13 protein-coding genes are annotated in these 12,059 nt (G+C 68.7%); 8 read left to right on the top strand and 5 right to left on the bottom strand.

Annotated elements, in window-relative coordinates; all coding sequences use genetic code 11:
• Window positions 1-43: 43 nt before the first annotated feature.
• Together ACZ6R6_RS23455 and ACZ6R6_RS23450 are read right to left on the bottom strand one after the other, a co-directional pair.
• Window positions 44-703 carry a response regulator gene (locus ACZ6R6_RS23455; protein ID WP_470096536.1) on the bottom strand — a complete coding sequence of 220 codons (660 nt, stop codon included), beginning with the start codon at window positions 701-703 and terminating at the stop codon, window positions 44-46.
• A gap of 5 nt (window positions 704-708) precedes the next feature.
• Window positions 709-1,803: a sensor histidine kinase gene (locus tag ACZ6R6_RS23450; protein WP_470096534.1), complete on the bottom strand. Its 1,095-nt coding sequence runs from the start codon at window positions 1,801-1,803 to the stop codon at window positions 709-711.
• Between the two features lie 355 nt (window positions 1,804-2,158).
• Here ACZ6R6_RS23450 and ACZ6R6_RS23445 point away from each other — a divergent pair, with 355 nt between their 5' ends.
• Entirely contained in the window at window positions 2,159-2,641 is a 483-nt protein-coding gene (locus tag ACZ6R6_RS23445; protein ID WP_470096532.1) for a DoxX family protein, read from the top strand.
• Between the two features lie 276 nt (window positions 2,642-2,917).
• A complete protein-coding gene (locus tag ACZ6R6_RS23440) occupies window positions 2,918-4,018 on the top strand; it encodes an epoxide hydrolase family protein (RefSeq protein WP_470096530.1) in 1,101 nt (366 codons plus the stop codon).
• Window positions 4,019-4,214: 196 nt separating this feature from the next.
• Here the strand turns inward: ACZ6R6_RS23440 and ACZ6R6_RS23435 are convergent, their stop codons facing one another.
• Both ACZ6R6_RS23435 and ACZ6R6_RS23430 read right to left on the bottom strand, forming a co-directional pair.
• Window positions 4,215-4,502 carry a hypothetical protein gene (locus tag ACZ6R6_RS23435; protein WP_470096528.1) on the bottom strand — a complete coding sequence of 96 codons (288 nt, stop codon included), beginning with the start codon at window positions 4,500-4,502 and terminating at the stop codon, window positions 4,215-4,217.
• A 161-nt stretch (window positions 4,503-4,663) separates the two neighbouring features.
• Entirely contained in the window at window positions 4,664-5,521 is an 858-nt protein-coding gene (locus tag ACZ6R6_RS23430; protein WP_470096526.1) for a hypothetical protein, read from the bottom strand.
• 278 nt (window positions 5,522-5,799) lie between these two features.
• On the opposite strand from ACZ6R6_RS23430, the gene ACZ6R6_RS23425 reads away from it, so the two are divergent.
• On the top strand, window positions 5,800-6,219 hold the full coding sequence (locus tag ACZ6R6_RS23425; RefSeq protein WP_470096524.1) for a hypothetical protein: 420 nt from the start codon (window positions 5,800-5,802) through the stop codon (window positions 6,217-6,219).
• A gap of 371 nt (window positions 6,220-6,590) precedes the next feature.
• On the opposite strand, the gene ACZ6R6_RS23420 is transcribed toward ACZ6R6_RS23425, so the two are convergent.
• Window positions 6,591-7,139, bottom strand: coding sequence for a hypothetical protein (locus tag ACZ6R6_RS23420; protein ID WP_470096522.1), 549 nt, complete (start codon window positions 7,137-7,139; stop codon window positions 6,591-6,593).
• A gap of 459 nt (window positions 7,140-7,598) precedes the next feature.
• Here ACZ6R6_RS23420 and ACZ6R6_RS23415 point away from each other — a divergent pair, with 459 nt between their 5' ends.
• From ACZ6R6_RS23415 to ACZ6R6_RS23395, 5 genes are all read left to right on the top strand, one after another.
• On the top strand, window positions 7,599-8,369 hold the full coding sequence (locus ACZ6R6_RS23415) for a hypothetical protein (RefSeq protein ID WP_470096520.1): 771 nt from the start codon (window positions 7,599-7,601) through the stop codon (window positions 8,367-8,369).
• 94 nt (window positions 8,370-8,463) lie between these two features.
• Window positions 8,464-9,168 carry a sigma factor-like helix-turn-helix DNA-binding protein gene (locus tag ACZ6R6_RS23410; RefSeq protein ID WP_470096518.1) on the top strand — a complete coding sequence of 235 codons (705 nt, stop codon included), beginning with the start codon at window positions 8,464-8,466 and terminating at the stop codon, window positions 9,166-9,168.
• A 5-nt stretch (window positions 9,169-9,173) separates the two neighbouring features.
• Complete coding sequence (locus ACZ6R6_RS23405) at window positions 9,174-9,992, top strand: protein phosphatase 2C domain-containing protein (protein WP_470096516.1); 819 nt, start codon at window positions 9,174-9,176, stop codon at window positions 9,990-9,992.
• A gap of 444 nt (window positions 9,993-10,436) precedes the next feature.
• Window positions 10,437-10,748 (top strand): hypothetical protein, encoded by a 312-nt coding sequence (locus tag ACZ6R6_RS23400; RefSeq protein ID WP_470096514.1) that lies wholly within the window; start codon window positions 10,437-10,439, stop codon window positions 10,746-10,748.
• Between the two features lie 114 nt (window positions 10,749-10,862).
• Complete coding sequence (locus ACZ6R6_RS23395; protein WP_470096512.1) at window positions 10,863-11,762, top strand: ADP-ribosylglycohydrolase family protein; 900 nt, start codon at window positions 10,863-10,865, stop codon at window positions 11,760-11,762.
• Window positions 11,763-12,059: the final 297 nt, after the last annotated feature.

The following is a 12,059-nucleotide window of genomic DNA, read 5'->3' as shown; positions in this document are numbered from 1 at the left end:
GGGCATCGCCGCCGCGATCGATCCGGCGGATCACCCGTGCGGACTACGCGCCGGGCACGACGAGGCCCGCCTCGTAGGCGAAGACGACGGCCTGCACCCGGTCGCGCAGGTCGAGCTTGGTGAGGATGCGGCTGATGTGTGTTTTGACGGTGTGCTCGCTGACGACCAGCTCGGCGGCGATCTCGGCGTTGGACCTGCCGTCCGCCACCAGCCGCAGCGTCTCGATCTCGCGCTCGGTCAGCGCCGCGAGCCGGCCGGCCAGCCGCGGCGCCACGCCGTGGCCGGGCCGCCGGACCAGGTCCCGGACCAGCCGCCTGGTGATCGTCGGAGCCAGCAGGGACTCTCCGGCGGCGACCACGCGCACGGCGTGGGCCAGCTCGTCGCGGCGGATGTCCTTGAGGATGAAGCCGCTCGCCCCGGCCCGCAGCGCGTCGTAGACGTATTCGTCCAGGTCGAACATCGTCAGCACCAGCACTTTCGCGGACGTCGTCGCGCAGATGCGCCCGGTCGCCTCCACCCCGTCCATGACCGGCATCTGGATGTCCATGAGCACGACGTCCGGCTGGAGCTCCGCCGCCGCCGCGACGGCCGCGAGGCCGTCGGCCGCCTCGCCGACGACCGTGATGTCCGGCTGGGCGTCGAGGATCAGGGAGAAGCCGCCGCGGAACAGGTCCTGGTCGTCGACGATGAGGACGCGCAGCATGGGCTTCATCTAACCGGAAGCACCGCGGACACGACGAATCCCCCGGGGCCCGGCCCGGCGTGCAGGGTCCCGCCGCAGGCCGCCGCCCTCTCCCGCATGCCGGTCAGCCCGTGGCCGTCCCCGGTGTCCCCGGCGCCGCCGCCGTCGTCGGCGATCACGATCTCCAGCGACGCCCGCGTCCAGGTCAGCCGGACCCGTACGGCACCCGCGTCCGAGTGGCGCAGCACGTTCGTCAGCGCCTCCTGAACGATCCGGTAGGCGGCGACGTCGACCTCGGCGGAGATCCGGCGCGGCTGGCCCTCGCGGGCCAGCGTCGCCTTCAGCCCGGTCCGCCCGGTCCGCTCGACGAGCTCGGGGAGGGAGTCGAGCCCCGGGCGCGGTCCCCTGCCCGCGTCCTCTCCCGAGCGCAGGGTGCCGAGCAGGTCACGCAGCTGTACCAGCGCCCCGCGGCCGATCTCGCCGATCGCGTCGAAGGCCGCCTCGGCGCGCGCCGGGTCCGAGCGCATCGCCACGGGTCCCGCCTCGGCCTGCACCACCATGAGGCCGACGGAGTGGGTCACGATGTCGTGCATGTCGCGCGCGATGCGGGTGCGCTCACGCGCGGCCGCCGCGTCGCGCTCCTGGGCGAGCCTGCGGGCGCGCTCCTCCAGCTCGGCGGCCTGCGCGCGACGGGCGCGGGCGCCGGTCCCCAGGGCGTAGGCGGCGACGAGCGCCGTGACCAGGAAGCGGTAGGTCTCCGGCCCCTCCTGCGGCAGGACGAGGGAGAAGGCCGCGATCAGCCCGGCGACCGGGATCGACAGCAGGCGCTGCCGGGGTGTGCCCAGCGCCGCGATGGTGTAGAGGCTCACCATCGGCCCGTACGGCAGCAGCGGCTTCTCCCACATCACCATCACGCTCATGGCCAGCGCGACCACCAGCCCCGTCGCCATCGGGGCCCTGCGCCGCCACAGCACGGGCACCGAGGCGAGCACGGCCAGCGCCACGACCCACCACGCGCGCGGTGCGGGCAGCAGCAGGGGGACGACGGTCGCCGCGGTGACGGCCACGGTGATGGCGAGGTCGATCCGGACCGGCGGCGACTCCCGCAGCCACTGCGCCACTGTGGGACTCCTGACGTCGGTCGGTCCGCCGACCCCGCGGCCGGTTGGTCCGCCGAGCCTACGACGGCGCCGCGGTGAGCGCGTCAGCCGCCGGAGGGATCACCGGCGTCACTCCCGGGAGTGAGCCCGCGGGCCTGACAGGGGCCGCGGAAAATCGTCATGTGGACCGTTTACTGTTAGGAAAGTTTCCTTTATATTTTTGGCAACCTCCCAGCAAAGGAGTGCCGTGCCGCCCGGTCGGGCGCTGACAGACCTCGCCGATCTGCGTCCCGCCGCGCCGGCGTGGTCACGTGACCCGGATGCCGCCCGGACCGGACGGTTGTCAACCACAGGAGCTCATGCCCGAAGGAGATCGATGAATCACGACCAGGTCCGTGGCGCCGTGCTCTCGTTGTTCCGAGCCGTGATCGGACTGCTGTTCGCCTGCCATGGGGCGGCGAGCCTGTTCGGCGTCCTCGGCGGTCCGAACGGCGGCAGGCCGCCGGAGTTCGGGGCGTGGCCGGGATGGTGGGCAGCGGTGATCGAATTCGGCGGCGGGAGCCTCGTGCTGCTCGGCCTGGCCACCCGCGTCGCCGCGCTGCTCTGCTCGGGGACGATGGCCTACGCCTACTTCGTCGTCCATCAGCCGAAAGGGCTGTTCCCGATCGTCAACGGAGGCGAGCCCGCGGCGCTGTTCGCCTGGTCGTTCCTGATGCTGGCCGTGCTCGGCGGCGGCCCCTGGTCGCTGGACGCGCTCACCGCCCAGCGCCGGAACCGGGCCGCGGCACTCCCGGAAGAACAGCCCGGGGTGGCCGTCATCCGCCGGATGCCGAAGGCGCGCCTGCGCCGCAGCCTCTGACCTCCGAGGGGGCCTCGGGTCCCGCCGGAATCCGGCTCCCGGCCCCGTGTGGCCCCCTCGCGCGGCGCCAGGCCCGGGGCCGCCATCGCCGGGGCCGGGTCCGGATCCCGGTCCGCCGCCGGCCGGCCTGCGGGAGCCGGTGGCGGCCGGCGCGTCGAGGGGGTGAGGACCATGGTGGCGGCGCCGCCCTGCCCACGCTGGCACGGATGGCCGCGCTCATGGACGTCGAGCACTGATCCGCAGCGCGGCCGCCTCTCATGTCCCGGAAGGAACCGCATGTCAGCCACAGCGCGTTTCCCGCTGGAGCCCGCGCCCATTCACGTCCCCGACACCGTGCTGGAGGACCTCAAGACGTGGCTGCAGCTCACGAGGTGGCCCGACGACGCGGGCAACCACGACGGGTACTACGGCGTCAGCCGTGGCTGCCTCCAGGAACTCGCCGACTACTGGCTCGATCACTACGACTGGCGCAAGGCCGAAGCCGCGATCAACGCCTACGAGCACTACCAGGTGGGCGTCCAGGGTGTTCCGGTCCACTTCATGCGTAAGCCCGGCGTCGGTCCCGATCCCACGCCGCTCATCCTCACGCACGGCTGGCCGTGGACCTTCTGGCACTGGTCGAAGGTCGTCGACCCCCTCGCCGCCTTCGGCGGAGACCCGGCCGACGCGTTCGACGTCATCGTCCCCTCCCTGCCCGGCTTCGGCTTCTCCACCCCGCTGCCGGGCCATCCCGACATGAACTTCTGGAAGGTCGCCGACCTCTGGCACACCTTGATGACCGGCATCCTCGGCCACCGGAAGTACGCCGCCGGCGGATGCGACATCGGCGCCCTGGTCACCGGCCAGCTCGGCCACAAGTACGCCGGCGAACTGCACGGCATCCACATCGGCTCCGGCCAGAAGCTCACCTTCTTCAACGGCGACCGGGCCTGGGACTTCAGCGGCGGCCGGCCGATCCCCGAGGGCCTGCCCGAGCCCGTGCGCCGGCGGCTCGTCTCCCTGGAGCGGCGCTTCGCCGCTCACCTGGCCGTCCACGTCCTCGATCCCAGCACCCTCGCCTACGGGCTCACCGACTCGATCGAGGCCCCACCGGCATCACCTTCGTCGGCTACGAGAACCCGCCCGGCGTCACCACCGCCGAGCAGCGGATCCAGAGCTGGCTGGCCAGCGACCGCGCCGCCTGGTACGACCACGTCAACCTCACCGTCCACGAGAGCGGCGGCCCCTTCATCCCATGGGAGATCCCCGACGGCTGGGTCGATGACCTGCGTCGCACCTTCCGCGGCCGACGCTGAAGCACGCTGTCGGAGATCGCCGCCGGAGCCCCCGTCCGCCCTTCCTGGATCCCACGGGTCCGATGACGTGGCTCGCACCTGACCGTGGCGTCGTTACGCTCCCGGACCTGGAAGCCGTCCAGTCCCAGCAGGTGGCGGTGGTGTCCTTGGTGAACCAGTGGGTCCGGGCGTAGCGGCGGGGTGGGGCGGCCTGCCCGGCATGGACCCGACCCCTCAAGGATCGAGTCTCCGCTGGACTCGGAACGGTTCGCAACGTGGCGCACTCACATGCGCGGATGTCACTCATCCGGCTGACGTCGCCTTTTCCCGATCTTCCGCACCGACCACATGACGAGGACCATGAGTCCCAACAGGGCCGGCAGGGCGAGCGTGCCGATGAGTACGGGACCGCGGCCCCCCAGCACGTCCGCCAGCCACGGCAGGTCGAACAGCGCGGACACGCCGAAGATCACACCGAATCCGATCAACCCCAAGGCCGTCGTGAAGGCGAAATGTGTGACTGCTTCCCGCAGGCGGACCATCCGGCACCTTCCGTCGTCCACCCGATTCTCGCCGATGGCGGGCAAGGGCACATGACAGTCCGGTAAGCAGGTTCATGCTCGGAACGGGAGCGGCGACCCACGGGGACGAGGGGGCGCCGACGGCCGGCGGAGACGGCGGAGCCCTTCCACCGGTGCGGGTGGAAGGGCTCCGGGTCAGGGGGTCAGCCAGGGGGCCGGCCAGAGGGTCAGCCCGGGGGGAAGTTGCCGTTCTTGGCGACCGGCAGGGCCAGCTGGCTGGCACCGGTGAGGACGGCCTGCTCTATCGGGAGTCCGGCGAGGACGGGGTTGATGTGCCGCAGCGTCAGCGAGACCGTGGGCAGGGCCGGGGTGGCGAGGTCGAACTTCTCCAGGTCGATCCACCGGACGATGTTGAACACCTCACTCGGGATGTTGTCGCCGGCCTTCTGCACCGGGACGCACAGCTGGCGGGCGTAGAGGACCTGCGCGCCGTGCGTGGGGATCATCGGGGCCAGGACGGGGTTGAGCTGGCGCAGGGACAGCTGCTGGTTCAACGGGGCGTTGGGCGTGATGCCGTAGCACTTGAGGTCGATGTGGCGGGCGAGCGACAGCACCTCGGGGGGTGGGGCCACGTTGTTCTTGATGACCGGCACGCACAGTTGCTGCGGGGTGTTCATGGAGATCTGCGTGCGCGGCAGGCTCTGGAACAGCGGGTTGAGGTGGCTGAGCACGAGGCCCGTGGTCACCGTGGTGCCGGAGATCTTGTAGCAGGCCAGGTCGATGTACTTGATGAAGTCGATCGCGGGCGACGGCGGGACCTGGGTGTTCTTGGCGACCGGCACGCACAGCTGCTCGCGCTGGCCGAGGGTGACGGTCTCGATCGGCAGGGTGCTGAGCACAGGGTTGATGTGCCGCAGCGTCAGCGTGGTGGTCGGAGGCTGGTACGGGTTGGTCTTGAAGCATTCAAGATCGAGGAAGGCGGTCAGACTCTTCGGTGTCGGCAGCGCGAGGGCGGTGGCGGGCGGCACGCAGAGGAATACCACGGCGAGCATCGCGACGGCGGCCGATGCGAGGCGCCGGAGCATCGATTTTCTACGCCCGTGAATTTCAGTTACGGATCGGTCCATTGCGGCTCCAAAATTTGGGGCAGGCCTCCTTGCCACCGAGTGTGTGCCGCCGCGGCCGGACTTACAATATCGCTGGCCATTTTTGTCGTACTCGAAATTCGGGTCGGCGGGCCAGGGAGTTGTTAACAGGCATAAAAGCGTTGTTGGTTCGCTGAGAATCGGGGCACGGTGGCTTTGTCGAGGATTTATGAATTCCGTCGCGGGTACTCAAGATCGATATGCGGCGGGAGCCGATCGTGCGGAACGTCTGCCCGATGATCGACGCCCCGACCGGTGGGCACACCGAGATCGAGCCGCTGCTCAGGGAGGGGGCGCAGGGCATCCTCGACGTGGTCGAGCGTCGCCGGAGCGGCACGCGCTGGTCGGTGGCGCTCGCGCTCGGCCTCCGGCAGCGTGAGGCGCTGGGCGTCCGGTGGAAGGCTGGGCGTCCGGTGGAAGTGCGTGGATCTGGGCAGGGCGCGATCCGGATCTTCTGGCGGCTCCAGCGGCTCCGCCGCCGGCACGGCTGCAAGGGCCCGCACGGCTGCGGTGATCGCCTCCACCACCGCCCCTGCCCGACGGGCTGCACCAGAGGCAGGCGCGCCGGCGGTTGGAGGTTCACCAAACCCGGGGAGACGTCCGGCAAACCCGGGGGAGACGTTCGGCAAGCCCGGTGAGAAAGGAAAGCGGCCCGCCATTCCTCCCCCTTTTATGGCCCTCCTGAAGTGCCGCAGAGAGGCGCAGAAAGCCGAATGGTAAGCGGTGGGAAGAAGTGGCGGGATCGGAATCTCGTGTGGTGCGCGCCGGGCGGAAGTCCCATCGACGCGAAAGACGGCCGGGACGAGTGAAAAGGGACTCCCGAAGCTCGCCGAGAGCGACAAGGGCGCCCGCGTTCATGACGCCCGCTCCGCTGCTCCGGGGGCAAGGCGTGGACATTGCTCCGGGGGGCGAGGTGCGGACGTCCGGGTCGCTCAGGTGCTCCTCGATGAGGTTCTGCCGCACTCCGACGGAGTAGCCCGCCGCCCCGTCGGACGTGCGACGAGCACATTCAGGGATGACAGTCAGCGACGACCATCATGTCTGGATCATCCGGCCTTTTCAGGACATCATCGATCCAGCCGTCCCCTGAGCGGATCTGGTGAAAGCGGAACACGACACAGGTTTCGTTCGCACTGATGACACATCGGACGGGGACCGGCTCCAGTAGCGCTCGGACAAGACTGAACACGCCGTCGGCCACAGCCAGACCGAACCTCATCAACACGACCTGATCTTCGTAGCCGATCTGAGGCTGCCCATCGAGGTTCGCCACATGTACCGGCGCGTAGTCCTCCAGATGGAAAGCGTTGACGTACCACTCGTAGCCCGACAGATCCTGCCAGCCCATCTTGGCGATCGCCGCCTGAGCGGAAGCCGGCACGCCCACCCATTGACCGACGTGCTCGGTGAATATCCAGGCGCCCTCGTTGTAGGTGAGTCCCTCGGCGAACTTGTCGCGGAGATCCTGGCCGAGGTCGGGAACGGCGGGTGGTGGATCGACAGTCGTCAGTGGTTGAAGCGCGGACGCCGCTGCTCCGTTCATCCGGATGGTGAGCACCGTGGGCACGGTACCGGCTCCGATCTCAGGCCGCTACGGACAGCGGAGCATGGCCGCCCGAGCGGTCACCCCGGCGAGACATCAGCGGCTCATCGCCGCACAGAGAAGTCTCCACGGTTTCAGGGGATTGCCACCTTTCCAACGTGACGGGAAGGATCGTCCAGACCGAAATCAGTCCCCAGACGCGCCCGATCCCTACCGTGACCTGGAAGCTCCCGACTTTGGGCTGATCGCGCGGACCCAGCGGATGGCCAACACCGGCGAACCCTCCAGCCTTCGGCGGATAGACCCATGATCTTCAGATTTCGATCCGATCGGGCAAGGGTATGGAAGGCTGGACATATGGCGGTTGAGTGGTCCCGGCAGGAAGTCCTCGAAGCGGTCAGGACGTGCTTGCTACGTGTGGGCGCTGTGACAGCCGGGTGCTCCGTCGTCGATGTCAGGGCGGAGCCCGACGGCATGCTGGTGATCTTCCGCTGGCAGCGAGATCCGAACACGTACGCCATCAAGGTCGGGTTTCCGACGGCGCCGAAGAGTTTGGTGACCGGCGAGCCGGTGACCTCGGTGGACGGGTGGGCCGCAGACGTCGCCTTTCACCTCGCGGAGGAACTCGGGACCGGGCTGGTCCGCCGAAGCCGCCGGATGATCCGAGATGGCTACGTCGTGTTGGACACCCACGATGCTCCAGACGTCTGCCCCGCCGGGTTCGCGATCGATTCGGTGCCACTCGACGACGAGGTCGTGCTCTGCCCCTCGCCGCGGCAAGGGGATGGCCAGGAGAGGGGCTGTCCCATTCCGGGATCGCCGTCGGCATCGATCTTTCCGCCTGCGTCCGAGGCCGGCTACTGGTTGGCCAAGGCGGGGATGGATGTCACCATTCCCAGACAGCTGATCGTCGAGGCCAGGCTTGCCTGCTGGCTCCAGGCCTACGTCGACAACGCCCACGGGGAACCTTCTGTCGGTCATGCAGTCGCGTCCTGGGAGGACAAGCAGCACAGCGCCGTCCGTCTCGACCTGGTGCACATCCAGCCCGGCGTCCCCTCGGAGGTAGGCGATGCGCTGGTGCGTCTGACGGTCTGCGAGGTGGCCGAGGCCGGTGCCCTGCGCGTGGTCACCGCCATCGACGTTCCCGAACTTCACGGACTGGGGTTCCAGCCCGCGAACGGCGGCGGCCTTGCGCTTCACACCAGGAACGCTGAACCGCCACCGGACCCCATGGCCAGGGGCTGACCCGAAGCGAGACGGCCACAGAGCTTGACGGCTCAGGCAGGTCGGGCGTCTGCGACCGTCGGATGAGAAGGGGATCGGTCGTTGAGGCTCCGTAATGCGATGGCCTGCGGCTATGACCCATGGCATGGTGAGTGCGATGAAGATCATTCCGCCTGTGTTCCGCAGCGGTCGCACCCGTACGCCTCCGAACGTGGTCGACGCATGTGATGGCCCCGCTGCCGCTCACCGGTTGATCCGGGTCACAACCGAACGGCTCAGCGCCGCCCAGCAGGAGGTCGCCGAGCTGGCCCGGATGCGCCGCCGTGTCATCCAGGAACTGCACACGCAGGGCGTCTCCTATGCCCAGCTCGCCGAGCAGGCCGGCCTCTCGCGTGGTCGCATCCACCAGATCAAGCACAAGTCATGGGCGCGCTGGATGAATCCGATCCGGTCCTGGAGTGGGTCAAGAACGGTGCGTGGACCCTGCGGGATCGCCGCACGGGAGAGAGCTACCGTTAGGGTGAGGACTCCGATCCGGCGCGACCGGTCGACCACACCTACCTCGGGCGACCGGCCCGGCCGGGCGGCAACGGCCTGGGCTTCACCGGCATCCACCCGCAAGGCACCCTCGGCGTGGTCGATCTGCTCACCTCCGGGATCGCCGCCCTGCGGGGGCAGGTCGGCGAAAACCGCTTCTCCACCGTGGTGGGGGTGGAATACGACCCGGTCCACCGTGGTGGGGGTGGAATACGACCCGGCGACCGGGGAAGCGGTCAGAGCGGAACCGGCCAGCCCGCTCTACCGGCACGAGGAGACCTGAACCCGATGCGTGTCACCTTCGCCACCCAAGCAGTTCCCGGCCGTCCGAATGAGGACTTCGTCGGTGCCACGCCGGACGCGATCGTCCTGCTCGACGGTGCCGGCACCCCGCCCGGCTCGGAATCCGGCTGCCTTCACGGTGTCGCCTGGTACGCGCGCTCCCTCGGCTCCACCCTTCTGGCCGGCCTGGCCCAGGACGGCAAGCCGCTGACCGAGATCCTGGCCGAGGGCATCAAGGCCGTGGCCTCCCTGCACGACTTCGTCTGCGACCTGACCCATCCCGGATCGCCCTCGGCCACCGTGGTCATGCTCCGCCGTACGGCTGACGCGCTGGATTTCCTCGTCCTGGCCGACTCCGTCCTCATCCTCGACGTGATCGGTACGGCGGAGCCGATGGTCGTCTGCGACGACCGGGAGGCCCAGATCGGCGCGGCCCACCGGACGGCCATGGACGCGCTCGCCTCCGGCAGCCCCGGGCATGTCTCGGCCCACCGTGCCTACGTGGAGGCCCTGCGTGATCACCGTAACCGCGACGGCGGGTTCTGGGTCGCCGCCGTCGACCCCCTCGCCGCCGAACAGGCCCTCACCGGAACGGTTCCCGCCGCCCGTGTGCGCGCCGCCGCGCTGCTCAGTGACGGAGCATCCCGCCTCGTCGACCGCTTCCGCCTGGCCACCTGGCGACAGGCCCTCGACCTGCTCGACGACTCCGGCCCTGACGGGCTGATCCGCCGAGTCCGCGAGGCCGAACACAGCGATCCGGACGGCTCCCGCTGGCCACGCGGTAAGGCACACGATGACGCCACGGCCGTCTCTTGCCACATCTGACCGCTGCTCCACGCACCAGCCGCCCCCGAGATCACGGAGTCGAACGCCACAGTGAACTTGGGATCTCGGTCTCGGATGAGGAAGCGAAACGAGCCGATCCGCCTCCCGAGGTCCATGAGCAGGTTGCGGGCTTGCTGAGCCGTCCAGGCACCGGTCGGGTTGGCGGTGACGCCGAGGATGTGCACGTGCCGGGTGGCCCTCGATGACGGACAGCACGTACAGGCGCTTCAAGAGCGTCTAACGGAATGAAGCGGTCTTCTTCCGGTGCCCGCTGGACGGATGAGGTTGTCGGTACGCGCAGGGTTGACGCGCTGCGGTTGGCACGTATCTTTCATTTAGGAAAGTTTCCTAAGAATTCTCTCTGTTGCGGATCCCCGAAGTAAGGCGCGAATCGGGGCGTACGGAACGTGAAACGGCCATCCGGTACCAGTACTAGGAGAGGGTATGAGAAGAACCCTGCGCGTCCTCGCCGCGACCGTGCTCGCGGCGGGAGCCGTTACCGTCGGGTCAAGTGTGCTGAGCCCGGCGTCGGCGGGGGTCAACGACTGTGATTACACCTTCGGTCAGAACTCGTTCTCCGCCCGATGCGCGACGAACGGTCCCGCCTACGAGTTTCGCGCGTGGGTCCAGTGCATCAACGGTCGCAGGGACGGCGGCTGGGTGACGACCAACAGCGGCCAGTGGAGCATGGCGAGCTGCGGACCATGGTGGATCGACCGCCTGAGCTACGGCATGGACGTGCGCCCGCTCTCCTGACGCGGGTACGGCGGTACCGCCACGAGGGGCGGTACCGCCGGGGCGTGGCCGGCTGCGGTGCTTGCGGCGAAGAGCTCCAGAGACAACCGGCTGGCGTCCCTCACAATGAAAGGGATGTCAATCACTCCTTCTGCGCGTGCCATGGCCTCTCTGCATGGCCTGGCCCTCGGCGACGCCTTTGGTTCCCAGTTCTTCGTTCCGGCCAATCGTCACGCTCTCTCCGGCCGTCTGCTTCCGCCTGACCCATGGCAGTGGACCGATGACACCGAGATGGCGTGCTCCATCTATCGCGTCCTGGCTGATCATGGTGTTGTCGAACAGGACAGGCTCGCTGCGAGTTTCGCGGGCCGCCACGACTTCGATCGTGGATACGGCCCGGCCACCAATCGGATGCTCCGCCTAATCCGTGAAGGAGGCGACTGGCGGACACTTTCGTCCGAGTTGTTCGACGGCAAAGGCTCGTGGGGCAACGGCGCTGCGATGCGGGTGGCACCACTTGGTGCCTGGCTCGCTGAGGATCTCGCGGAAGTCGTTCGACAGGCAGCCTTGTCGGCGCAGGTCACTCACACGCACCCGGAAGCGGTGGCCGGCGCCGTGGCCGTGGCCGTGGCCGCGGCGACGGCGGTCAGGGAGCCCGATCTCTCCCCAGGGCGGTTTCTCGACAGGGTCAGGGAACATGTGCCCGCGAGCATGGTCCAGGAAGGTATCGCCGAGGCTCGCCAACTCCTCACCATCAGAGATCCCGTGCTTGCCGCCCAGGTGCTGGGGAACGGGCGGCAGGTCAGTGCGCACGACACGGTTCCCTTCACGCTCTGGGTGACGGCTCGCGAACGTCATGACTTCGAAGCGGCCATGTGGACCACCGCGACAGCCGGAGGTGATGTCGACACCACCTGCGCCATCGTCGGCGGCATCGTCGCGGCTTCAGGCACCGCCGGCTTCCTCCCTCCGGAGTGGAGGAGGAGATGCGAACCGCTACCGGACTGGGCGGGTGCTCCACCGCTCGACCCGTGAGCCGGGCGCCTCGCCGTGGGAAGGCATCGGGAAGGATCAACCGCAGACGGCCGGTGAGAGCCGTGGGCAGCCGGACATGAGAAACCCCCGCGTGGCTGCGTCAGTGCAGGTCAGGCAGGGGTTTCCGCTGGTCCTGGTGGCGCGCCCTGCAGGATTCGAACCTGCGACCGTCGGATTAGAAGTGGAACGCTGTTTCTCGGCTCGATGACGCGATGACCTGCTGTCAATCCATGTGATCTTATGGAGGGGCAGGTCGGCGTTCCGCGCATGTTCCGGATCTTGCTTCTAGCCGTAGGG

It is taken from the genome of Streptosporangium sp. NPDC048886, from assembly GCF_055586905.1.
Note: the sequence above shows the minus strand (reverse complement) of the source record. Positions and strands in the feature narration are given on the sequence as shown.

Excerpts from the sequence above, each read along its gene's own strand:
- ACZ6R6_RS23455 (WP_470096536.1), bottom strand. The coding sequence starts at position 703 with ATGCTGCGCGTCCTCATCGTCGACGACCAGGACCTGTTCCGCGGCGGC.
- ACZ6R6_RS23445 (WP_470096532.1), top strand. The coding sequence starts at position 2,159 with ATGAATCACGACCAGGTCCGTGGCGCCGTGCTCTCGTTGTTCCGAGCC.
- ACZ6R6_RS23440 (WP_470096530.1), top strand. The coding sequence starts at position 2,918 with ATGTCAGCCACAGCGCGTTTCCCGCTGGAGCCCGCGCCCATTCACGTC.
- ACZ6R6_RS23430 (WP_470096526.1), bottom strand. The coding sequence starts at position 5,521 with ATGCTCCGGCGCCTCGCATCGGCCGCCGTCGCGATGCTCGCCGTGGTA.
- ACZ6R6_RS23415 (WP_470096520.1), top strand. The coding sequence starts at position 7,599 with ATGCTGGTGATCTTCCGCTGGCAGCGAGATCCGAACACGTACGCCATC.
- ACZ6R6_RS23410 (WP_470096518.1), top strand. The coding sequence starts at position 8,464 with ATGCGATGGCCTGCGGCTATGACCCATGGCATGGTGAGTGCGATGAAG.
- ACZ6R6_RS23405 (WP_470096516.1), top strand. The coding sequence starts at position 9,174 with ATGCGTGTCACCTTCGCCACCCAAGCAGTTCCCGGCCGTCCGAATGAG.
- ACZ6R6_RS23400 (WP_470096514.1), top strand. The coding sequence starts at position 10,437 with ATGAGAAGAACCCTGCGCGTCCTCGCCGCGACCGTGCTCGCGGCGGGA.
- ACZ6R6_RS23395 (WP_470096512.1), top strand. The coding sequence starts at position 10,863 with ATGTCAATCACTCCTTCTGCGCGTGCCATGGCCTCTCTGCATGGCCTG.